Origin of the sequence: Claveliimonas bilis (assembly GCF_020892095.1) — a bacterium.
Taxonomy (GTDB): domain Bacteria; phylum Bacillota; class Clostridia; order Lachnospirales; family Lachnospiraceae; genus Claveliimonas; species Claveliimonas bilis.
Genome location: NZ_AP024845.1, coordinates 2382473 through 2404754 on the forward strand (window position 1 = coordinate 2382473; position 22282 = coordinate 2404754).

Sequence of the window (22282 nt, forward strand, 5' to 3'; positions counted from 1 at the left end):
GGGAAAAATATGCAGCAGGTAAAATCACCGAAGAAACCACTGATTTATTACTATACGATTGTTATTATTGTACTGCTTCTCTTTAATCTGTTGGCAATGCCATGGATTTCAGAAAGACAGATCAAAGAAGTAGACTATGGTACATTTATATCTATGACAGAAGAAGGAAAGATAGGAAAGGTAGAGATCCAGCAGCAGGAAAATACTATTTTGTTTACAGACGAGGACGAGACAGCAGTCTATAAGACCGCTATGGTAGAGGACGACCAGCTGACTCAGAGACTGTATGATGCGGGAATTTCGTTTTATGGGGAAGAAATCCGCCAGACCTCTCCGGTTTTAAGTGCGCTGCTTTCCTGGATCATTCCTCTGGTAATCTTTATTCTGATCGGACAGTATATGTCCCGTAAACTTACTAAAAAGGCAGGGGGAGCTAATTCCATGATGTTTGGCATGGGAAAAAGTAATGCCAAAATTTATGTGAATTCTACGGAAGGGATCAAATTTACAGATGTGGCAGGGGAGGATGAAGCGAAAGAAAATCTGACGGAGATTGTGGAATATCTGCACAATCCCGGGAAATATAAAGAAATTGGGGCTTCCATGCCGAAAGGGATCCTTCTTGTAGGCCCTCCGGGAACAGGAAAAACCATGCTTGCCAAGGCAGTTGCAGGGGAGGCCAGTGTTCCCTTCTTTTCTATTTCAGGATCCGAATTTGTGGAAATGTTTGTGGGGATGGGGGCATCAAAGGTGAGAGATCTGTTCAGTCAGGCAAAGGAAAAAGCTCCCTGTATTGTATTCATTGATGAGATTGACGCCATCGGTAAAAAGAGGGATGGACAGATCGGAGAAAACGACGAGAGAGAGCAGACATTGAATCAGCTGCTGACAGAGATGGACGGATTTGAGGAAAATACCGGCGTTATCATACTGGCTGCCACAAACCGACCGGAATCTCTGGATCCGGCACTTTTAAGACCGGGCCGGTTTGACAGAAGAGTACCTGTTGAACTTCCGGACCTGAAAGGGCGGGAGGACATTTTAAGAGTACATGCCAAGAAGATAAAAGTTGCCGGAGATGTAGATTTTAATAAAATTGCGCGTATGGCTTCGGGAGCTTCAGGGGCGGAACTGGCAAATATTGTCAATGAGGCGGCGCTTCGGGCCGTGAGAGAGGGAAGAAAGTTTGCAACACAGAGTGATCTGGAAGAAAGTATTGAGGTTGTCATTGCCGGATACCAGAAGAAAAATGCGATTCTGACAGACAAAGAGAAATTGATCGTATCTTACCACGAAGTAGGCCATGCCCTCGTTGCAGCAATGCAGACACAGTCTGCTCCGATTCAGAAGATTACGATCGTGCCCCGTACATCCGGCGCCCTCGGATATACTATGCAGGTAGATGAGGGAAATCATTATCTGATGAGCAAGGAAGAAATTGAAAATAAGATCGCAACTCTGACAGCAGGAAGGGCGGCAGAAGAAATAGTATTTCATTCTATTACAACAGGAGCATCCAATGATATTGAGCAGGCGACAAAGCTTGCGAGAGCCATGATCACAAGATACGGAATGAATGAGGAGTTCGGAATGGTGGCCATGGAAACCCGGACGAACCAGTATCTTGGAGGTGATACTTCACTTGCATGTTCCCCGGAAACTCAGACACAAATTGACAAAAAGGTAGTAGATGTGGTAAAAGAACAATATGGAAAAGCTGCGAATATCATTCGGGAAAACAAAAAGAAGCTGGATGAGATCGCACAGTATCTCTATGAGAGGGAGACCATAACCGGGGAAGAATTTATGAAGATTTTACTCAAAAAGGATGAATAGAAATGATGTTTCAATACTACTTAGAACAGCTGCGGACTTTGCTTTATACAGTTCCGGTCATTCTGATCGCTATAACATTTCATGAATATGCACATGGGTGGGTGTCTGAAAAACTGGGAGATCCCACTCCAAGGCTTGAAGGGAGAATGTCCCTGAATCCGCTGAAGCACCTGGATCTGGCGGGAACGCTTTGCCTCATCTTCTTCCATGTGGGATGGGCAAAACCGGTAAGGATCAATACCAGATACTATAAAGACAGAAGGAAAGGAATCATACTGGTGTCCCTTGCGGGACCCGTTATGAACTTTATTATAGCCTTTCTGTCTCTCGTGCTGTGCATGCTCTTTGCGGTATACGGAGGAGAGGACTCGGCGTTTGCGCAGATAGTTTTTTTGCTCTGTTACTATTCTGTGCAGATGAATATCGGTCTTGGCGTGTTCAATCTGATCCCGTTTCCGCCGCTGGACGGCTCCAATGTACTGGAACAGATTTACCCAAAAGTGGCATATTTTTACGCGAGAATACGCCCCTACCGGACTTTGATCCTGGTAGTCCTTCTGATGAGCGGAGCCTTAAGTTATCCCATGAACTCCGTGGGAAACTGGCTTTTCCGTCTTATGTGGACGATCGTCAGCGCGTTGATGGGAATTGACTCCGGAGGAGCTGTAGTTCCTTCTGGCGGCACATATGTGTAATCGTACAAAAGCCTTTTTCTTTATTTGAATAGAAGATCAGCAAAGCCGCCGCAGGGCGGCTTTGTTTGTGAGTTTTACCATACCCCGGGACAGTTCCACATATCCCTCTGAAGAGAAATATTTCAGCATGCGGGTGACGACCTCTCTTGCGCTTCCCATCAGCCGGGCGATCTCTTCGTGGGTCATATGGAGTTCATCGGATTTTAAGGAAGCAGATTCATCCAGGAGGAAGATGGCGAGGCGCCGGTCAAAGCTCATAAACAGAATCTGCTGCATTGCCCACATGACATCAGAGAATCGTTCTGTAATTGCGCGGTATGCAAAGGCTTCCACATAGATGTTGTCGTGCATCAGGAGTGCAATGGCTGAAGAGCTGATCTGAAGCAGTTCACAGTCTGTCACAGCGTCAATGTATACGTCAAATGTGATAGATTGAAGAACGCAGGAAGCAGAAAGGACACAGAGTTCCCCTTCCTGGATACGGTACAGCGTAATCTCTCTGCCGTCCTCAGATAGAATATATACGCGGAGTGAACCGGATTTTACAAGGAGAAGCCCGAGGCATTTGTACTCGGCGCTGTGAATGGATTCTCCTTTTTTATAGAAAGAAAAGGCTGCATTTTGCAGCACGATATTTTTTTCGGAAGAAGTCAGTTTATCCCAAAAGGGAAGAGAAGTTTCAATATAAGTCTGCTGCTCACTTTGAAGCATAAAGAGACCTCCTTTTTATCTTGAATGGAATCACCCTTTACTGGCGTTATATATTATTTTAATATAGGAAAAGGAACCTGGCAACCGTAATCGGGTGAGATTTCCGGCTGTATTTGTAAGGGAGAGTGTGTCTGGTTGCATTTCATTGCCAGGCAGAGTATACTGGGAAGAAGAAAACAGGAGGAGAGAATCAGCTATGGTAGAAAAAGGGGTTGTAAATGCAAGGTTTCAGGTTCTGCACCTGAAACATATGGAATATCTGCTGGCAGCAAAAATGCGGTGTCAAAAGTTATATATTGGGATCACCAATCCGGACCCGTCCTATGTACGGGAATCGGTCAACGATGAGAACCGCTCCACAAGAGGCGCAAATCCGCTGACCTATCTGGAACGGTATGAGATGATACGCCTGGCTATGGAAGAATTTGGAGTGCCGGCATCAGAGTATGAGATCATGCCGTTTCCCATTAACCGCCCGGAGTATATTACACAGTACGTCCCGGAGGATGGCGTGTACTATCTGGGAATCTGCGACGGCTGGGAAGAAGAAAAGCTGAAAATCTTAAACAGCCTGGGGCTGAAAACAGAAGTACTCTGGAGGCGGACAAAGGAAGAAGCCGGAGTGACCGGCACATGGGTGAGAAGCTGTATTGCCACCGGAGAGGAGTGGGAGCATCTGGTTCCCAAGAGCGTATATCAGTACATTGTGGAGCGGGGGCTGGAAGAGAGAATCCGGCATCTTCACCTGGTACAGGGAGAACCGGATGCGAAAAGCAAAATAGCAGAAGAAGATATAGATTGATAAAAAAATAACATGGCACGTAACATTTTTTAAAAGTGTTACGTGCCAAATTGCATTTTTTGATTAGATATTTAATAAATTTTTTGTGAAAAGTATAAGAAGATAATAAAAATTAGTCTTTATACGTTGACTTTAGTGATCAACACTACTAAAATAACCGTTAGACATCTAACTAATAGGGAGGTGCGAAATGAAATTGGAGAACGGAAATGCTCCTGTTCAGATGATTTTGCAGCAGCTTCTTCATCTGACAAAGTATCAGGCAATACATCTTTTGGAGCATTTTGATCTGAATCCGGGGCAGGCAGGTATTCTGTTCACACTGAGCCATCGTGGGAATCTGACACAGAGAGAGCTGGCCGCCAGAATCGGGATCACACCGCCGTCCATGACGGTTGCTCTTAGGAAAATGGAGGAGAAAGGCTATGTGATAAAACAGCCGGATGAACTGGATCAGAGGAAAATCAGGATTCACCTGACGGAAAAGGGGACTGGATGTATTGATGACATGAAGAAAGTATTCCGCCAGATAGAGGAAATCATGTTTCGGGGATTTTTGCCGGAAGAGAAGCTTCTTCTTCGGAGATTTTTACTGCAGATGGAAGAAAATATCCTGAAATCCAAAGAAATGGATGGAATGGATATGAACTGTATTATCAGCCGGATGTATCCCCAGGATAAAGAGGAATAATCATGACAAAAAGGAGAGACATAAGTTTATGAGAAAGCTGTTTAAGTTCCTGAAGCCTTATGCAGGGACTGTTTTTTTGATTTTATGTATATTGATGGTGCAGGCATACTGTGATCTGTCCCTTCCGTCCTATACTTCTGATATTGTAAATATTGGTATTCAGCAGGGCGGCGTTGATGAGACAATTCCGGAGGAAATATCAGAGGAGGAGTTAAACAAGCTTCTTTTGTTTGTCCCATCGAAAGACCAGGAAGAAGTACAGAATGCGTATGAGGTCAGCAAAGACAGGGATTATGATTACGATGGAACGGTGTACCGTTTAAAAGACGAAATCAGCGGACAGGTGGATAAGGCGCAGGAACTTTCTGATATACTGGGAAAACCAATGCTTCTTGTTTCGGGATTCGAATCTGACAGTGATATGACGAAACAAATGGAAGAAAAGATGCAGGAGCAGATGCAGCAGCAAATGCAACAGACGATGCCGCTTCAGCAGGGACAGGCAAAAATGCCTGTACAAATTTCAAATGACATGACAGTCTTTGAGATGTTTTCCATGATGGATGCAGCCCAGAGGGATGAGATGGTAAGCCAGATGGATGAGGGACTTAAGGATATGCCGGACACCATTGTGGAACAGGCGGCCACAGTCTATATCCGTTCTGTTTATGAAAATCTGGGACTGGATATGGATGCCATACAGAACAGTTATATCCTAAGCACCGGAGGCAAAATGCTGGCGCTTGCCGCTCTTGGAATGCTGGCCAGCATTTTGGTAGGTCTGATGGCGTCCAGGGTTGCAGCAAGTGTGGGACGGGAGACAAGAGAAAAGGTATTCCACAAGGTTGTAGGATTTTCCAACAATGAGTTTGATACCTTTTCTACCGCTTCGCTGATTACCCGAAGCACCAATGATATTCAGCAGATACAGATCCTGACAGTCATGATTTTAAGGATGGTATTGTATGCACCTATTATCGCTGCCGGCGGTATCTGGAAGGTGTTCAATACCAATGTGGATATGTCATGGATCATTGGTCTGGCAGTGGGACTGATTTTTGCAGTTGTAATTATACTGTTCCTTGTTGTAATGCCGAAATTTAAGATCGTACAGAAAATGGTAGACCGCCTTAACCTGGTTTCCAGAGAGATCCTTACCGGTCTGCAGGTTATCAGGGCATTCAATACAGAGGAGCATGAAGAAAAACGGTTTGACAGGGCAAATACGGATCTGACAAAGCTGAATCTTTTTGTAAACCGTGCCATGACTTTTATGATGCCAGTCATGATGCTTATCATGAATGGGATTTCTGTTTTGATCGTGTGGAACGGCGCTCACAGCGTTAACGACGGTACAATGCAGGTGGGAGATATGATGGCATTTATCCAGTATACTATGCAGATCATTATGGCCTTCCTTATGATCTGTATGATTTCTGTCATGCTTCCAAGAGCTGCCGTATCTGCCGAGCGTGTCGATGAAGTGCTTCAGAGCAATACCATGATTTTGGATCCGGATCAGCCGGAAGAAATAGAGGACTGCCGGGGAGAGATCACATTCGATCATGTATCCTTCCGCTATCCGGGAGCAGAGGAAGATGTACTGGAAGATCTGAATTTTACTGCAAAGCCGGGGCAGACGACAGCGATTATCGGAAGTACCGGATGCGGTAAAACAACTTTGGTAAATCTGATCCCCAGATTTTATGATGTGACAAAGGGAAGGATCTTATTGGATGGCCATGATATCCGGAACATTACACAGCATAAGTTAAGAAGCGAGCTGGGATATGTGCCGCAGAAAGGTATTCTGTTTTCAGGTGATATTGCGTCCAACATCCTTTATGGCAATCCGGACGGGACAGAGGAAGAAATGGAAGAAGCAGCACAGATCGCGCAGGCAACAGAATTCATTAAAAATAAAAAGAAAAAATACAAAAGTCCGATCTCGCAGGGTGGATCCAATGTTTCCGGAGGACAGAAGCAGAGGTTGTCCATTGCCAGAGCGGTGGCGAAACATCCAAAGATTTATATTTTTGACGACAGCTTTTCCGCTTTGGATTATAAAACAGATGTGGCAGTCCGTAATGCTCTTAACAAGAAGACAAAAGACAGCACAGTAATTATTGTTGCCCAGAGGATCAGCACCATTCTCCATGCAGAACAGATTATTGTCCTGGATGACGGAAAAATCGCCGGCATCGGTACCCACAAGGAATTGTTGAAAAACTGCGAGGCCTATTATCAGATCGCATCTTCACAGCTCTCTGAGAAGGAACTGGAAAATGACATGAAGGAGGTGGGCTAGGATGGCACCAGGAAAAAGAGGACATGGACATATGGGCGGCCACATGGCGCCGGGGGAAAAGGCAAAAGACTTTAAAGGCACCATGAAAAAACTGATGGATTATATGGGAAAGTATAAGATTGCTATACTGTTTGTAGCTATTTTTGCCATCGGAGGCACAGCCTTTAATATAGCAGGACCTAAGATTATAGGAAAAGCAACGACAGAGATTTTTAACGGATTGGTAAGCAAAGTGTCAGGAGGATCCGGGATTGACTTCGGAAAAGTAGGGCAGATCTTGCTTGGGGCGATGGGGCTTTACTGTGTCAGCGCTATACTTTCCTTTATACAGGGCTATATTATGACAGGAATCTCACAGAAGATGACTTACCGCCTGAGAAAAGAAATTTCGGAAAAAATCAACCGTATGCCTATGAACTATTTTGATAAAATGACTCATGGAGAGATTCTTTCCCGTATTACAAATGACGTTGACACTCTGGGGCAGAGCCTGAATCAGAGTGCTACACAGGTCATTACATCAGTGACGACCATCATCGGCGTACTTGTTATGATGCTGAGCATCAGCCCTTTGATGACACTCATTGCCCTTTTAATCCTTCCGGTTTCCATGGGACTGATTTCTGTGATCGTCAAGCATTCCCAGCGGTATTTCAAAGACCAGCAGGAATATCTGGGACACATTAATGGTCAGGTAGAAGAGGTTTACAGTGGTCATAACATCGTGAAAGCCTTCAATAAAGAAGAAGACATTATCCGGGAGTTTAATGAGACAAATACCATTTTGTATCAGTCTGCCTGGAAATCACAGTTTTTCTCCGGTATGATGATGCCGGTTATGCAATTTGTGGGAAATCTGGGATATGTGGCGGTGTCCATCCTGGGGGGATATCTGGCGATCAGGAATACGATTGAGGTGGGAGATATCCAGTCTTTCATTCAGTATGTCCGCCAGTTTACACAGCCGATCCAGCAGGTAGCACAGGTTGCCAATATGCTGCAGTCTACGGCGGCAGCTTCCGAGAGGGTGTTTGAATTTCTCGAAGAGGAGGAGGAAGAGCCTTCGCCTGAAAGCCCGGTATCCACGGAGAATCTGGAGGGCCGGGTGGAATTTGACCATGTGCACTTCGGATACAATCCGGACCATATCATCATCAATGATTTTAATGCCAAGGTAGAGCCGGGACAGAAGATCGCCATTGTGGGACCGACAGGAGCCGGAAAGACGACGATGATAAAACTTCTGATGCGGTTCTATGATGTGAACAGTGGAGCGATTAAGGTGGATGGTCATGATATCAGGGATTTTGACAGGGGAGAACTAAGAAAAATGTTCGGCATGGTTTTGCAGGACACCTGGTTGTTTAACGGCACTATTGAGGAAAATATCCGTTACGGAAAGCTGGATGCTACCCACGAGGATGTGGTGGAAGCGGCGAAAGCGGCTTATGTGCACCGGTTTGTACAGACGCTTCCAAGCGGATATAATATGGTGCTCAATGAGGAGGCAAGTAATGTTTCCCAGGGACAAAAACAGCTTCTGACGATTGCAAGAGCAATCCTGGCAGATCCGAAGATCCTGATCCTGGATGAGGCAACAAGTTCGGTAGATACAAGGACAGAGGTGCGGATCCAGAAAGCCATGGACAATCTGATGAAGGGACGGACCAGCTTTATCATCGCTCACCGTCTTTCCACAATCAGGGATGCGGACATGATCCTGGTCATGAAAGACGGAGATATTGTGGAACAGGGAACACACGAAGAATTGCTGGAACAGAACGGATTCTATGCAGAACTGTACAATTCACAGTTTGCAAAGAGTGCATAAAAAATTCCTGCAGCGGCGCAGCACTGAAAACAGTGCCGTCTGCAGGAATTTTTATTTTGCATTGTATTCCATTTGGCGGATAAATGATGTATGATAGAAAAAGGATTGTTTAAGGAAAGAAAGGAAAATATACATGGCACAAAATAACAGTAATCAGAATAACGGTGTAAAAAAGCAGGAAGCTCTGACGAAGCTTAGGATGGCATCGGAGCTTTATGTTCTTATGTCCGGATTTACAAAAATGCCTTACGTATCCTGTGATCCGGATACATACGATGATCAGGTCCTGATATTCTGGACAGAGGAAGAGGCAAAGCAGGAGGCAAAAAAACTGCTGGAAAACAAAGAACTTGTCAGTATTGTGAAGGTGGAGAATAAACAACTTCTTGCCTTTTATTCCAGCCTTTTTGCCATGGGCGTCAATGCCCTGTTTGTCAGCAGAGGACTGGAGGGAGAGACAAGGATACAGCTGGACGAGTTTGTGAAGAAACCTCAGGCGGACAAACTTCCGGAAGGTCAGGTGCACGTGGAAAATCCGGAATTTCATCTTACGGCCCTCTATCTTATGCAGGCGGTACGGCGGGATCCGAATGCGGCAAAGGAGGAGGCTGTCAAAGAACTGCAGGAAGAAATGCTGGCGGATTTCCAGAAAGGACGCTATATTGTGCCGGTGGAGCCACAAAAAGGACTTCCGGTTATGAAGCAAAAGGATGGGACAATATTCCAGCCTGTTTTTACAGATGCGGCAGAGTTTGCAAAATTTAACCGGGAAAAGCGGTTTCAGGCTGCAGTAGTGGAATTTGCAAAACTGGGCGAGATCCTTGCACCGGAAGCAAAAGGAGTTATGGTAAATCCCATGGGGGTAAATGTTCCCCTGCAGATTGCCCGGAAGAAAAAAGAAGACGCAAAAGGGTAAGCTACATATATTAATACTGAAAAGAGAAAGGAAGAGAAAAATGGTGTACAACAATATTTTAGAAGCAGTGGGAAATACGCCATTGATCCGTCTGAATCATATGACAGGATCTGATGACGCAGAAATTCTGGTAAAATTTGAAGCAATGAATGCAGGGGGATCTATTAAGACAAGGACCGCTCTGCATATGATCGAGACAGCAGAGGAGAAAGGGCTGATCCAGCCGGGGAAAACTACAATTGTGGAACCTACCAGCGGCAACCAGGGAATTGGCCTGGCTCTGATCGGAGCAGTGAAGGGGTATAGGACGATTATTATTATGCCGGATTCTGTCAGCGAGGAGAGAAGGAAGCTGGTAAGCCATTACGGAGCAGAAGTAAAGCTGATCCATGATGCGGGAAACATTGGAGATTGTATTGAAGAATGTCTCCAGACAGCTCTTAAAATGGCAAAAGAGGATCCCGATGTATATGTGCCCCAGCAATTTGAAAATGAAGCCAACTCGGAGATTCACAGAGAACAGACAGGAAAGGAAATCCTTGAGCAGGCGGCGAGGCCTATTCATGGATTCTGTTCGGGAATCGGAACCGGCGGTACCATTACAGGAATCGGAGAAGCATTAAAAGCGGAAAATCCGGATATGGAAATCTGGGCAGCAGAGCCGGAAAATGCGGCTATTTTGTCAGGAAAAGAGATTGGCACCCACATTCAGATGGGAATTGGCGATGGAGTGATCCCGGCAATTTTGAATCAGAATATATACAACCGGATTGAGATTGTTACAGATGAAGAGGCGCTCGAAACAGCAAAAGAGCTTGCTGCCAAAGAAGGGCTTATGTGCGGAATTTCCGGAGGCACCAATGTGGCTGTGGCAAAACGGATGGCAAGGGAGCTGGGAAAAGGCAAAACAGTGGTAACTGTTCTGGCAGATACCGCGGAGAGATACTTCTCCACGCCGCTGTTTGACTAGAAAGAGGAACGGAAAATGTTTCGTACTTTATTTTCCTTTTTCAAACCCCACCGGGGAATCTTTATACTGGATATGTGCTGTGCTGTCCTTGTGGCGGCTATTGATCTTGCATTTCCGCTGGTATCAAGAAATGCCATGTATGAGATGCTGCCGGATAAAATGTATCAGACATTTTTTACGGTAATGGCCATTGTGGCGGTCAGTTATGTGCTTCGCTCAGTGTGTAATTATATTATGACCTACTGGGGGCATACCTTTGGTGTGCGGGTGGAGGCTGACATCCGGGAAGCGCTGTTTTGCCATCTGCAGGATCTGGACTTTGAGTTTTATGATGTGAACCGTACCGGAAAACTGATGAACCGGCTGACCGGGGATCTCTTTGAGATTACCGAGCTTGCCCATCACGGCCCGGAAGATCTTCTGATCTCTGTCCTTACGATTGTGGGGGCTCTTGGATTCATGTTTTCCATTGAGTGGCGGCTGGCCCTTGTAGTGGCGATTATTATTCCCATCTTCCTTTTGGTTGTCATGGTATGCAGAAGGAGCATGGCGGATGCGTCGGTCAAGGTGAAGGAGAAAATGGCTGCTATTAATGCGGATATAGAATCCTGTATTTCCGGGATGAGGACTTCCAAGGCGTTTGCCAATGAGGAAGTGGATCAGGAGAGATTTGAAAAATCCAATGACCGGTTTAAGAACTCAAAGGGGATTTACTACAAAGCCATGGGAAGGTTTAACGCCTCTTTGGAGTTTTTTATGTGTATTATGCCGGTGGCTGTCATCACGTTTGGAGGATGGCAGATCATGCAGGGCAGAATGAACTATGTAGATCTTATTACTTTTAATCTTTATATCAGTACGTTCATTACCCCGATCCGAAAACTTTCCAATTTTGCAGAAATTTTTACAAATGGAACGGCAGGGCTGAAACGGTTTGATGAGATCATGCGTATCCAGCCGGCGGTAAAGGAACGGGAAGATGCGAAAGATATGGAGGTAAAAGAAGGGCAGATCGATATTGATGATGTCAGCTTTTCCTACGATGAGCATACAGAAGTGCTGACCCATGTGACACTTCACATTGAGCCGGGACAGAAGGTGGCTGTAGTAGGCCATTCCGGAGGAGGGAAGACCACTTTGTGCCAGCTTGTACCAAGATTTTATGATGTCACAGAAGGAATCATCCGGATCGACGGCACAGATATCCGCAGTGTGAAAAAGCGTTCGCTTAGGGATAATATCGGAATTGTCCAGCAGGATGTTTTCATGTTTGCGGACACTATCCTGGAAAATATCAGATACGGGAAACCGGATGCCTCCTATGCAGAGGTCGTGAAGGCGGCGAAAGAAGCGGAAATTTTCGATGATATTATGGAAATGCCGGATCAGTTTAATACTTACATTGGAGAACGGGGAACGATGCTGTCGGGAGGGCAGAAGCAGAGGATCGCTATTGCCCGGATCTTCCTGAAAAATCCGAAGATCCTGATTCTGGATGAAGCGACTTCCGCGCTGGATACCATTACGGAGAGTAAGATCCAGGAAAGCTTCGATGAGCTGACAAAAGGGCGTACCACTCTTGTGATCGCCCATCGTCTTGCTACAGTGAGAAATGCAGACAGAATTGTGCTTATAGATGAAGGAAAAATACAGGAGAGCGGTACACACGAGGAGCTGATGCGCAAAGGCGGCAAATATGCTCAGTTGTACCGCACTCAGGAATTAAAATAAAAAAAGTTCTGTTTACAGGAGGTTTTGCATAATGAGAGCATAAACCTCCTGATTTTTTTTGTTCCAGTTGTTAGCTACTGTCTGGGCTTCCGCTTCTGACGGAACGGTAATGGTCAGATCGATAAGAGGAAACTGGTTTTCCATTACCTGACAGCGGACGGAATATTCCATATTGCCATTGGGGAAGTAGTCCGCCTTGACAGAGACTTCGTTTTTCAGTTCGTAATGTTTTTCCTTTAAAAATTCATCAATGTCGGACTGGATGGCCGGAGAAATCTTATTGCGGAAATACTGTATGGTTTCAGCCCCTTCTTCCGTGAGGTGGTAGAAGGTTCTGCTGTGAGTAGACTCCTCCCGGATGAATCCGGATTCGTTAAGCTCGGCAATGGCTCTTTGCAGTTTGAAGTAAGTGGTATAGCCTTTGTCGAGAATAAATTCAGAAATCTGTGAATTAGTCAGAGGAAAATCTACTTTCTCCAGCATGTACAAGATGATCAGTTTGTATAATGTAAATGGTTCTGCCATGAATCATAACTCCTTCCCTGCCAGATATTCTGGCATTTCAGATATGCCTGCATCTGATTCAATACAAGCCTTTTATTTCCTGTCCAAAGAGGTGCGATGAGCAGCGGTTTCGGCCCGTCGCCGGTCAGCCGGTGGATGACAATGTCCGGTCTTAAAAGAGAAAGGCACTGACCTGTCACCTGAAAGTATTCCTCCATGTCAGGGATATGAAACGGGTGCTCTTTATAGTAATCAGCAAGATCCGTATGCTTCAGCACATGGAGCAGCTGAAGCTTGATTCCCTGGATATCTGTGTTGTTCAAATAACAAATGGTTTCATACATCTGTTCGTGAGTCTCTCCCGGAAGGAAGAGAATTGTGTGGACGATGACAGGAATATCAAGTGCGCGAAGCTGCATTACCGCATCCTCAAAAACAGAAAGGGGATAACCCCGCCGGATAAACTTGGCGCTTTTTTCATGTATGGTCTGAAGACCAAGCTCAACCCAGACGGGTTTGATCCGGCTTAGCTCCTCAAGAAGCTGAAGTACAGGCGGCTCCAGACAGTCCGGCCTGGTGGCAATGGACAAGACCCGTATATCGGGATGAAGGATTGCTTCTGTAAAAATGCGGCGCAGATAAGAAACGGGAGCATAAGTGTTGGTGTATGCCTGAAAATAAGCGATATAACCTGTGCCTTTAAATTTCTTTTCTGCCTGTTTTTTCCCGGTTTCAATCTGCCGGGTTACAGAAAGACCGGGATCGGATGCGAAATCTCCTGAACCGCCCTGACTGCAGAAGATACAGCCTCTATCTCCCAGCGTTCCGTCGCGGTTCGGACAGCTCATATGTCCGTTTAGGGAAATTTTATACAGCTTTTCTCCGAAAACATGCTTCAGATGCCAGTCCAGGGAATGATAGCGCTTTTCTCCCCAGAAGACAGGTTTTAAATCTTCCATACAGATTTTAAATGTGGTCTCGGACTGCACGGCTTACGACATCAGCCACACGAGGATCAAAAGCTTCCGGCAGGATGTTGTTTTCATTTAATTCTTCATCCGGCACAAGCCCTGCAATGGCAAGAGCTGCCGCCAGCTTCATTTCCTCAGTGATCTGAATGGCACGTCCCTCCAGAGCCCCTTTAAAAATACCCGGAAAAGCGACTACATTATTTACCTGATTTGGAAAATCGGAACGGCCGGTTCCGACAACCTTTGCACCGGCTTCTTTTGCCAGATCCGGCATGATCTCCGGCACAGGATTTGCCATGGCAAAGAGAATGGCATCCTGATTCATGGAAGCAACCATTTCTTTTGATACAATACCGGGAGCGGAAACTCCTACAAAAATGTCAGCACCCTTCAGGGCGTCAGCGAGAGTGCCGGTTTTATTCTCCAGATTGGTGACTTCTGTCATCCGTTTTTGCATCCAGTTCAGGCCAGGAGAGTCTTTGCTGATAATTCCGTTGATATCGCACATAGTGACATGTGCGAAACCATACTGAAGGAGAAGCTTGGTGATGGCAACTCCGGCGCTTCCGGCTCCGTTTACGACAACCTTTACGGTCTCTTTGTGTTTTCCTGTGACTTTCAGAGCGTTGATAATTCCTGCGAGCACCACAATAGCAGTTCCGTGCTGATCGTCGTGAAATACGGGAATGTTAAGAAGCTGCTTCAGCCGTTCTTCAATTTCAAAACATCTGGGTGCACTGATATCCTCCAGATTGATGCCTCCGAAAGCCGGAGCGATATTGACGACTGTGCGGATAATTTCATCCGTATCCTGTGTATCAAGGCAGATAGGGACTGCATTGACGCCGCCAAATTCCTTGAAAAGGACGGCCTTGCCTTCCATGACAGGCATGGCGGCTAAAGCGCCGATATTTCCCAGTCCCAGAACGGCGCTTCCGTCAGAAACAACTGCTACCGTATTGGATTTCATGGTGTAAGTATATGCCGCTTCCGGATCTTCGGCGATTACCTTGCAGGGTTCGGCCACGCCCGGCGTATAAGCAATGGAGAGATCTTCCCTTGAACGGATGTGTGATTTGGCAGCGGTTTCTATTTTTCCATTCCACTGTTTATGCATTTCTAAAGCTTTTTCCTGTATCGTCATTATATTCCACCTTCTTCTTATTTTTATAGATTTTTATAGACTTGTTAGAACTGTTAATAATCATACCATTCCTTGAAAACAGGTGCAATATTTTTATCAGGATTCCTTGTCCTGCGTATACCTGTATAGTTTCATAAAATTAGGACTTTAAAAAGGGAAAAAGATATAGTATAATAGCTCTATATTTCAGGTTGTCAAGTCAGACGAAAATTCCCGAATCGATTTAAAAATTGAGTAAGAAAGGATCAGTGTATATGCGAGAAAAATATGAGACTCTGCCTCTTGCCACGTTAAAAGATCTGGCAAAAGCAAGGGGACTGCGCGGTATTTCCACAATGAAAAAAGCACAGCTTATCGACCGCATGGTAGAAGAAGACGAAAAAGAAAAGAAGGAAGAGGAAAAGAAAGAAGAAGAAAAAAAACCGGAAGAGAAAAGGACTGTAACAAAGCAGGATGTAAGAAACGAGTCCAGAGGCGAGCAGCATAAAAATGAGTCCTTCAGAAAAAACAATTCTGCACAGGTCAGACTGACAGAGGAGAATGCAAAAGAGCTGTCAGCCAATACCGGAGACCGGGAGCTGCATGATATTGACCGCCTGGACAGCGGGGTGACAGCCAACGGTATTCTGGAAGTGCTTCCAGACGGATATGGCTTTATTCGCTGTGAAAATTACCTCCCGGGGGAAAATGATGTCTATGTTTCTCCTTCCCAGATCCGGCGTTTTAATTTGAAGACCGGAGATATTCTGGAGGGAAATACAAGAATCAAGACCCAGCAGGAAAAGTTCAGTGCTCTTTTGTATCTGTCCAAGATCAACGGCATTCATCCGGCTGTTGCAGCCAGAAGGCCCAATTTTGAAGATCTGACCCCAATCTTCCCAAATGAAAGATTGTCCCTGGAAAGCGGAAGAAGCAGTACGGCCATGCGGATCATGGATCTTCTGTCTCCTATCGGAAAAGGGCAGAGAGGTATGATCGTTTCTCCTCCAAAGGCAGGTAAGACTACTCTGTTAAAAGAGGTGGCGCTCTCTGTCAGAAAAAACAATCCGGAAGTACATCTTCTGATCCTTTTGATCGATGAGCGTCCGGAGGAAGTAACAGATATTAAGGAAACCATTGAGGGAAAAAATGTAGAGGTCATTTACTCTACTTTTGACGAGCTGCCGGATCACCATAAAAGAGTGTCGGAGATGGTGATCGAGCGGGCCAAGAGGCTGGTAGAACACGGAAAAGACGTTATGATCCTTCTGGACAGTATTACCCGTCTTGCAAGAGCCTACAACCTCACTGTGCCGCCGTCAGGGCGGACGCTTTCAGGAGGACTTGATCCTGCGGCTCTGCATATGCCCAAACGGTTTTTCGGTGCTGCAAGAAATATGCGGGAGGGAGGAAGCCTGACAATCCTGGCAACAGCTCTTGTAGATACCGGAAGTAAGATGGACGATGTGATTTACGAGGAATTTAAAGGAACCGGAAATATGGAGCTTGTTCTTGACCGCAAACTGTCAGAGAAGAGAATGTTCCCGGCTATCGACATCCCGAAATCCGGGACAAGGCGTGAAGACCTCCTTCTCACAAAGGAAGAGCAGGAAGCTGTGGATTCTATGCGTCGCGCATTGAACGGTATGAGAGCGGAAGAGGCCGTAGACAATATCCTGAATATGTTTTCCCGGACAAAGACAAACAGGGAACTTGTTCAAATGGTAAAAAAGACAAAAATAATATAGACAAGAAGAAAGTTTTGTGATACAATTACAGAGCTGTTTAGAAAACGAAAAGAATCCATGCGTATATACGCAGCGAGAATAAAGAAGAGGTGAAACGAAATGAAAGAAGGAATACATCCAGCTTACCATCAGGCAACAGTGACATGTAACTGTGGAAACACATTTGTGACAGGCTCTACAAAAGAGGATATCCACGTAGAAATCTGCTCCAAATGCCATCCATTCTACACAGGTCAGCAGAAAGCTGCACAGGCACGTGGACGTGTAGATAAGTTCAACAAGAAATACGGATTGGACAAATAAGAAAAACGGTAAACGGGTTGAGGTTTTTACAATCTCAACCCGTTCTGCATATACGAGAAACGGCAGGAGGAAGGTATGAAATCATCGAACATCGGCGGTCAGGCAGTGCTGGAAGGCATTATGATGAAAAACAAAGAAGACTATGCAGTAGCTGTCCGAAAGACAAACGGAGAGATAGAGGTACACAAAGATCGTTATACCGGAGCGGCAGGTAAGGTGGGACGCCTGGCAAGGATTCCGTTTATCCGTGGAATTTTCAATTTTATCGATTCCCTTGTATTGGGAATGCGGACACTGATGTACTCGGCTTCCTTTTTTGAGGAAGAAGAGGAGACAAAGCCCCTTACTAAGGAAGAAAGTGAGAAAAAAGAGCAACAGGAAAAATGGATGATGCGCGGAGTAATGGCATTTTCCATCGTGCTGGCAGTTGCCATTTTTATGATACTGCCCTATTTTCTTTCTGGACTTTTGAAGCCATTGATTCCGTCCTACCATATCAGAACAGTAATTGAAGGGTTTGTGAGAATTGGAATCTTTCTTATATATATTATGCTGATTTCCAAAACGGAAGATATACAGAGAACGTTTATGTACCATGGGGCAGAGCATAAATGCATCAACTGCATTGAACACGGGCTTCCGTTGAATGTGGAAAATGTCAGGATCAGTTCCAGGCAGCATAAGCGGTGCGGAACCAGTTTCCTGTTCTTTGTGCTGGCTATCAGCATCATTCTTCTTCTGCTTGTCCAGGTGGATTCTGTTGTTATGCGGGTGGTGGTGAGAATTGCTCTTCTTCCCGTAATAGCAGGCATTTCCTATGAAGTTTTAAGACTGGCAGGAAATTCAGATCACTGGCTGATAAATTTTCTGAGCAGACCGGGGCTTTGGATTCAGAAGATGACGACAAAGGAGCCGGATGACAATATGATCGAAGTGGCAATACAGGCAGTAGAGGCTGTCTTTGACTGGAGGAAGTATGAAGCAGAAACATTTGGAACAGAGTCTGACTCTTAAAAGTGCGCTTCAGGAAGGGACGGAATGTTTGAAGAAAGCAAAGGTTCCGGAGCCGGAGCTGGACGCCTGGATTTTGCTGGAATATGCGGCAAAGGTGGAACGGAGCAGGTATTATCTGGATCCGGAAAGGGAGCTTTCAGAAAAGGAAAGCTCTCTTTATATGGAAGCAATCCGCAGGCGCTCTTCGAGGATCCCGCTGCAGCATATTACAGGAGAGCAGGAATTTATGGGGTTTTCCTTCCGGGTAAATCCCCACGTTCTCATTCCGCGGCAGGATACAGAGATTCTTGTGGAGACTGCTTTGGAAAAAGCAGAGAACCATATGCGGATCCTGGATCTGTGCACAGGATCCGGATGCATTATCATCAGCCTTAGCAAAATGATCCTTGAGGGAAGAGAACCGGCATGGGAAATAGAGTGCGAAGGAAGTGATATTTCACCGGAGGCTCTTAAAACAGCTAAGGGAAATGCTGACCGCCTGGGTGCGCGGGTTCATTTTATCCAAAGTGATCTTTTTGAAAATATACAGGGCGCATATGATATGATCGTGTCCAACCCTCCCTATATCCAGACATCTGAAATCGAGGAGCTTCAGGATGAAGTCCGGCTTTATGATCCGAGGATCGCGCTGGACGGGAAAGAAGACGGACTGTATTTTTACCGGAGGATCATAGAGGAAGCAAGGGAGCATCTGTCAGAGAAAGGCTGGCTGCTCTTTGAAATCGGATGGGACCAGAAAGAGGCTGTCTCGAATCTTATGGAGGAGGCAGGGTATACCCTGGTCACTGTAAAAAAGGATCTGGCGGGACTTGACCGTGTGGTAATGGGAAGGTACAATAAAGCGTAGTGTGAAAATAGGTAGGAGGAGAAAAGATGTTTGACAAATTAGAGGATCTGCTCATTCGATATGAAGAAATTATGAGTGAGCTGCAGGAGCCGGGAGTAGCAGATAACCAGGAACGCTTCCGCAGACTTATGAAAGAACAGAATGATCTGACTCCCATTGTTGAGGCATATAAAGAATACAAAGCATGCAAGCAGGCTATTGAGGACAGCCTTGCTATGCTGGAAGAAGAAACAGATGAAGAAATGAGGGAACTTGCCAAAGAGGAGCTGAATGATTCCAAGGCGAGAGTAGAGAGTCTGGAGCAGGAGCTGAAGATTCTGCTTCTTCCTAAAGATCCTAATGATGATAAAAATGTTATTGTGGAGATCCGCGCCGGGGCAGGCGGTGATGAGGCTGCTCTTTTTGCAGCAGAGATCTATCGTATGTATGTCCACTATGCAGAGAGCAGAAGATGGCGCACAGAGCTGATTTCCGTAAGTGAGAATGGAATAGGCGGATTTAAAGAAGTTGTGTTTATGATCACAGGACAGGGCGCATACTCCCGCCTGAAATATGAAAGCGGTGTACACCGCGTGCAGAGAGTACCGGAAACGGAGAGCGGCGGACGTATCCATACGTCCACGATCACGGTTGCCATTATGCCGGAAGCGGAGGAAGTGGATATCGTGATCGACGAAAAGGACATCCGTATCGACGTTATGAGGGCGTCCGGAAATGGAGGACAGTGCGTCAATACGACAGACTCTGCGGTGCGTCTGACTCACTATCCCACCGGAATCGTGATCTACAGCCAGACGGAAAAGTCTCAGCTGCAAAATAAAGAAAAGGCTTTCAGGCTGCTTAGGTCCAAGCTGTATGATCTGGAAATGGAGAAGAAACAGGCGTCAGAAGCGGAAGCCAGAAGAAGTCAGATCGGAACCGGAGACCGTTCAGAGAAGATCCGTACTTACAACTTCCCCCAGGGAAGGGTGACGGATCATCGTATCAAGCTGACGCTGCACAAACTGGACAGCGTTATGAATGGGGATCTGGACGAGATCATCGACAGTCTGATTGCAGCGGATCAGGCGGCAAAACTGGCAAATATGAATGAAGAATAAAGAACCGGAGCAGAGAAGAACAGACAGGAGACAATAGAAAAGAAGGGTAGAATATGCTGGAATATGATTTTAAACGTCCACAGCTGGAAGATAAGGAGATTATCACACATTATTTTAAACATCATACAAGCCGAAGCTGTGAACGGACTTTTGTGAATGTTTTCTTGTGGGCGAGATTTTATAATGTAACGTATGCAGTTATTGAGGATACACTGGTCTTTAAAAGCGAAGACGAAGGCAGGCTTGCATTTGCCTATCCGGCAGGTGAGGCGGACTGTGTAAGGAAAGCCATTGACAGGCTGGATCAGTACAGTAAGGAAAGGGGCAAAGCATTCTGCCTTTATAATGTGACTCCAGATAATTTTGAACAGTTGGAGAACTGGTATCCGGGAAGATTCCAGGTGGAGTACAATGAAGATCTGGCCGACTATGTATATGAATCGGAGAAGCTCTGTACACTTTCCGGTAAGAAACTTCACGGAAAAAGAAATCACATTAATAAATTCAAAGCCACATACGAGGGAAGATGGAACTATGAGCCGATTACAAAAGACAATGTGGAAGAATGTTTCCAAATGGCTTTGAAGTGGAGAAATCAAAACGGATGCAACGATGATCCGGAAAAAAATTCAGAGATGTGCGTTACTCTCAATTCCCTGCGGCTTTTTGAGGAGCTGGAATTAAAAGGAGGGCTTCTCCGTGTGGATAACCAGATTGTGGCATTTACCATGGGAGAGCCAATCTGTTCCGATACATTTGTTGTGCATATTGAAAAGGCATTTCCGGATGTTCAGGGTGCCTATCCGATGATCAATCAGCAGTTCGTAGAGCATGAATGTATGCAGTACAAATATGTGAACCGGGAAGAGGATACCGGGGAGGAAGGCCTTAGGAAGGCGAAACGTTCCTACCGGCCGGTGTTTATGGTAGAGAAAGGGCTGGTAACAGAGAAAAGCCCGGCAGATGTACAGTAAGGAGGAGATAGAATGATCGCAGATAAAATGAAAGGTATGGTGGCAAACAGTTCCGCTATCCGGGCAATGTTTGAAGAGGGCAATCGCCTGGCTTCCCTTTACGGAGCGGAAAATGTATATGATTTCAGTCTGGGCAATCCCAATGTTCCGGCACCGGAAGCTGTAAAAAAAGCCATCGTGGAGCTGGTGGAAGGTGAAGATCCCATTGCACTTCATGGATATACCAACAGTAACAGTGGTTATCCGGAGGTACGGCAGGCAGTGGCGGATTCTTTGAATGAAAGATTTGGGACATCCTTTGGCGAGAGAAATATTATTATGACAGTGGGGGCAGCCGGCGGTTTGAACGTTATTTTTAAAACGCTACTCAATCCGGGAGATGAAGTCATTGCATTTGCTCCTTATTTTGGAGAATATCGTTCCTACACAAACAACTATGACGGCGTGCTGGTGGAAATTTCTCCTGATACAGAGACATTCCAGCCAAGACTTCAGGAGTTTGAACAGAAAATCACTCCAAAAACGAAAGCGGTCATTGTCAATACTCCGAACAATCCTACCGGAGTGGTCTATTCAGAAGCTACCATTCAGAAAATGGCGGCTATTATGGAGGCAAAGCAGAAAGAATATGGAACAGATATTTATCTGATCTCGGACGAGCCTTACAGAGAGCTTGTCTATGACGGAGCAGAAGTACCTTATCTGACAAAGTATTATGACAACACCATTGTGGGATATTCCTACAGTAAATCCCTTTCCCTTCCCGGAGAGCGGATCGGATATCTGGTTATTCCCGATGAAGTGACAGACAGTGAAGAAGTGCAGTCTGCAGCCAATGTAGCTACGCGTATTCTTGGATTTGTCAATGCGCCGACGCTGCAGCAGAAGGTTGTGGCAAAATGCCTTAATGAAAAGACGGATATTTCTTTTTATAACAGAAACAGAGAAGCACTCTACGAAGGTCTGAAAGAATGCGGTTTTACCTGTATTAAACCGGAAGGGGCTTTCTATCTGTTTGTGAAATCACCGATAGAGGATGAAAAAGAATTTTGTGCGGCGGCTAAGAAATATAATATTCTCATGGTTCCGGGCAGCTCTTTTGCCTGCCCCGGCTATGTGAGACTGGCATACTGTGTAGCTCATGAGACGATTGTAAATTCTCTTCCGAAGTTTAAAGAGCTTGCAAAAGAGTATTTTTAAGAGGACA

Annotated in this window: 20 protein-coding genes; 16 read left to right on the forward strand and 4 right to left on the reverse strand. The window is 45.6% G+C overall.

The window, feature by feature from the left end:
- The first annotated feature begins 9 nt into the window (after nt 1-9).
- Both ftsH and EUBC25_RS11535 read left to right on the forward strand, forming a co-directional pair.
- A complete protein-coding gene (ftsH, locus tag EUBC25_RS11530) occupies nt 10-1836 on the forward strand; it encodes an ATP-dependent zinc metalloprotease FtsH (RefSeq protein ID WP_230105626.1) in 1827 nt (608 codons plus the stop codon).
- A gap of 2 nt (nt 1837-1838) precedes the next feature.
- The gene (locus tag EUBC25_RS11535; protein WP_230105627.1) at nt 1839-2531 is read left to right on the forward strand and encodes a site-2 protease family protein; all 693 of its coding nucleotides are present in this window, start codon (nt 1839-1841) and stop codon (nt 2529-2531) included.
- Between the two features lie 36 nt (nt 2532-2567).
- On the opposite strand, the gene EUBC25_RS11540 is transcribed toward EUBC25_RS11535, so the two are convergent.
- Nucleotides 2568-3242 (reverse strand): Crp/Fnr family transcriptional regulator, encoded by a 675-nt coding sequence (locus EUBC25_RS11540; protein ID WP_230105628.1) that lies wholly within the window; start codon nt 3240-3242, stop codon nt 2568-2570.
- Nucleotides 3243-3438: 196 nt separating this feature from the next.
- Here EUBC25_RS11540 and EUBC25_RS11545 point away from each other — a divergent pair, with 196 nt between their 5' ends.
- The 7 genes from EUBC25_RS11545 to EUBC25_RS11575 all read left to right on the forward strand — a co-directional run bounded on the left by EUBC25_RS11545 (nt 3439) and on the right by EUBC25_RS11575 (nt 12491).
- On the forward strand, nt 3439-4044 hold the full coding sequence (locus EUBC25_RS11545) for a nucleotidyl transferase family protein (RefSeq protein ID WP_230105629.1): 606 nt from the start codon (nt 3439-3441) through the stop codon (nt 4042-4044).
- A gap of 190 nt (nt 4045-4234) precedes the next feature.
- On the forward strand, nt 4235-4735 hold the full coding sequence (locus EUBC25_RS11550) for a MarR family winged helix-turn-helix transcriptional regulator (RefSeq protein ID WP_230105630.1): 501 nt from the start codon (nt 4235-4237) through the stop codon (nt 4733-4735).
- A gap of 28 nt (nt 4736-4763) precedes the next feature.
- The gene (locus EUBC25_RS11555; protein WP_230105631.1) at nt 4764-7043 is read left to right on the forward strand and encodes an ABC transporter ATP-binding protein; all 2280 of its coding nucleotides are present in this window, start codon (nt 4764-4766) and stop codon (nt 7041-7043) included.
- Between the two features lies 1 nt (nt 7044).
- Entirely contained in the window at nt 7045-8874 is a 1830-nt protein-coding gene (locus EUBC25_RS11560) for an ABC transporter ATP-binding protein (protein WP_230105632.1), read from the forward strand.
- A 133-nt stretch (nt 8875-9007) separates the two neighbouring features.
- Complete coding sequence (locus tag EUBC25_RS11565) at nt 9008-9790, forward strand: SseB family protein (RefSeq protein ID WP_230105633.1); 783 nt, start codon at nt 9008-9010, stop codon at nt 9788-9790.
- A 40-nt stretch (nt 9791-9830) separates the two neighbouring features.
- Complete coding sequence (locus EUBC25_RS11570; protein ID WP_230105634.1) at nt 9831-10760, forward strand: PLP-dependent cysteine synthase family protein; 930 nt, start codon at nt 9831-9833, stop codon at nt 10758-10760.
- A gap of 15 nt (nt 10761-10775) precedes the next feature.
- Nucleotides 10776-12491 carry an ABC transporter ATP-binding protein gene (locus EUBC25_RS11575; RefSeq protein ID WP_230105635.1) on the forward strand — a complete coding sequence of 572 codons (1716 nt, stop codon included), beginning with the start codon at nt 10776-10778 and terminating at the stop codon, nt 12489-12491.
- Between the two features lie 12 nt (nt 12492-12503).
- On the opposite strand, the gene EUBC25_RS11580 is transcribed toward EUBC25_RS11575, so the two are convergent.
- The 3 genes from EUBC25_RS11580 to EUBC25_RS11590 are packed head-to-tail and all read right to left on the reverse strand — an operon-like array spanning nt 12504 to nt 15110.
- Entirely contained in the window at nt 12504-13016 is a 513-nt protein-coding gene (locus EUBC25_RS11580) for a DUF4364 family protein (protein WP_230105636.1), read from the reverse strand.
- Nucleotides 12986-13954: a tRNA modification radical SAM protein MnmL/YtqA gene (gene mnmL / locus EUBC25_RS11585; protein WP_230105637.1), complete on the reverse strand. Its 969-nt coding sequence runs from the start codon at nt 13952-13954 to the stop codon at nt 12986-12988. The genes EUBC25_RS11580 and mnmL overlap by 31 nt, the downstream gene beginning before the upstream one ends.
- A gap of 7 nt (nt 13955-13961) precedes the next feature.
- A complete protein-coding gene (locus EUBC25_RS11590) occupies nt 13962-15110 on the reverse strand; it encodes an NAD(P)-dependent malic enzyme (RefSeq protein ID WP_230105638.1) in 1149 nt (382 codons plus the stop codon).
- 254 nt (nt 15111-15364) lie between these two features.
- Between EUBC25_RS11590 and rho the strand changes: the two genes are divergently transcribed.
- The 7 genes from rho (at nt 15365) to EUBC25_RS11625 (ending at nt 22275) form a co-directional block, all read left to right on the forward strand.
- Entirely contained in the window at nt 15365-16837 is a 1473-nt protein-coding gene (gene rho, locus EUBC25_RS11595; RefSeq protein WP_230105639.1) for a transcription termination factor Rho, read from the forward strand.
- Nucleotides 16838-16936: 99 nt separating this feature from the next.
- On the forward strand, nt 16937-17140 hold the full coding sequence (gene rpmE, locus EUBC25_RS11600; RefSeq protein ID WP_230105640.1) for a 50S ribosomal protein L31: 204 nt from the start codon (nt 16937-16939) through the stop codon (nt 17138-17140).
- Nucleotides 17141-17215: 75 nt separating this feature from the next.
- Nucleotides 17216-18154: a DUF1385 domain-containing protein gene (locus EUBC25_RS11605; protein WP_230105641.1), complete on the forward strand. Its 939-nt coding sequence runs from the start codon at nt 17216-17218 to the stop codon at nt 18152-18154.
- Nucleotides 18144-19001 (forward strand): peptide chain release factor N(5)-glutamine methyltransferase, encoded by an 858-nt coding sequence (gene prmC / locus EUBC25_RS11610; protein ID WP_416386683.1) that lies wholly within the window; start codon nt 18144-18146, stop codon nt 18999-19001. The genes EUBC25_RS11605 and prmC overlap by 11 nt, the downstream gene beginning before the upstream one ends.
- Nucleotides 19002-19027: 26 nt before the next feature.
- Nucleotides 19028-20101 carry a peptide chain release factor 1 gene (prfA, locus tag EUBC25_RS11615; RefSeq protein ID WP_230105643.1) on the forward strand — a complete coding sequence of 358 codons (1074 nt, stop codon included), beginning with the start codon at nt 19028-19030 and terminating at the stop codon, nt 20099-20101.
- Between the two features lie 53 nt (nt 20102-20154).
- Nucleotides 20155-21075 carry a DUF2156 domain-containing protein gene (locus tag EUBC25_RS11620; RefSeq protein ID WP_230105644.1) on the forward strand — a complete coding sequence of 307 codons (921 nt, stop codon included), beginning with the start codon at nt 20155-20157 and terminating at the stop codon, nt 21073-21075.
- 12 nt (nt 21076-21087) lie between these two features.
- The gene (locus tag EUBC25_RS11625; protein ID WP_230105645.1) at nt 21088-22275 is read left to right on the forward strand and encodes a pyridoxal phosphate-dependent aminotransferase; all 1188 of its coding nucleotides are present in this window, start codon (nt 21088-21090) and stop codon (nt 22273-22275) included.
- Nucleotides 22276-22282 lie beyond the last annotated feature (7 nt).

Coding starts and splice junctions, on each gene's coding strand:
- mnmL (WP_230105637.1), bottom strand. CDS start 13,954: ATGGAAGATTTAAAACCTGTCTTCTGGGGAGAAAAGCGCTATCATTCC.
- EUBC25_RS11560 (WP_230105632.1), top strand. CDS start 7,045: ATGGCACCAGGAAAAAGAGGACATGGACATATGGGCGGCCACATGGCG.
- EUBC25_RS11550 (WP_230105630.1), top strand. CDS start 4,235: ATGAAATTGGAGAACGGAAATGCTCCTGTTCAGATGATTTTGCAGCAG.
- ftsH (WP_230105626.1), top strand. CDS start 10: ATGCAGCAGGTAAAATCACCGAAGAAACCACTGATTTATTACTATACG.
- EUBC25_RS11540 (WP_230105628.1), bottom strand. CDS start 3,242: ATGCTTCAAAGTGAGCAGCAGACTTATATTGAAACTTCTCTTCCCTTT.
- EUBC25_RS11545 (WP_230105629.1), top strand. CDS start 3,439: ATGGTAGAAAAAGGGGTTGTAAATGCAAGGTTTCAGGTTCTGCACCTG.
- EUBC25_RS11625 (WP_230105645.1), top strand. CDS start 21,088: ATGATCGCAGATAAAATGAAAGGTATGGTGGCAAACAGTTCCGCTATC.
- rho (WP_230105639.1), top strand. CDS start 15,365: ATGCGAGAAAAATATGAGACTCTGCCTCTTGCCACGTTAAAAGATCTG.
- EUBC25_RS11605 (WP_230105641.1), top strand. CDS start 17,216: ATGAAATCATCGAACATCGGCGGTCAGGCAGTGCTGGAAGGCATTATG.
- rpmE (WP_230105640.1), top strand. CDS start 16,937: ATGAAAGAAGGAATACATCCAGCTTACCATCAGGCAACAGTGACATGT.
- EUBC25_RS11570 (WP_230105634.1), top strand. CDS start 9,831: ATGGTGTACAACAATATTTTAGAAGCAGTGGGAAATACGCCATTGATC.
- EUBC25_RS11575 (WP_230105635.1), top strand. CDS start 10,776: ATGTTTCGTACTTTATTTTCCTTTTTCAAACCCCACCGGGGAATCTTT.
- EUBC25_RS11555 (WP_230105631.1), top strand. CDS start 4,764: ATGAGAAAGCTGTTTAAGTTCCTGAAGCCTTATGCAGGGACTGTTTTT.
- EUBC25_RS11590 (WP_230105638.1), bottom strand. CDS start 15,110: ATGACGATACAGGAAAAAGCTTTAGAAATGCATAAACAGTGGAATGGA.
- EUBC25_RS11565 (WP_230105633.1), top strand. CDS start 9,008: ATGGCACAAAATAACAGTAATCAGAATAACGGTGTAAAAAAGCAGGAA.
- EUBC25_RS11580 (WP_230105636.1), bottom strand. CDS start 13,016: ATGGCAGAACCATTTACATTATACAAACTGATCATCTTGTACATGCTG.
- prfA (WP_230105643.1), top strand. CDS start 19,028: ATGTTTGACAAATTAGAGGATCTGCTCATTCGATATGAAGAAATTATG.
- EUBC25_RS11535 (WP_230105627.1), top strand. CDS start 1,839: ATGATGTTTCAATACTACTTAGAACAGCTGCGGACTTTGCTTTATACA.
- EUBC25_RS11620 (WP_230105644.1), top strand. CDS start 20,155: ATGCTGGAATATGATTTTAAACGTCCACAGCTGGAAGATAAGGAGATT.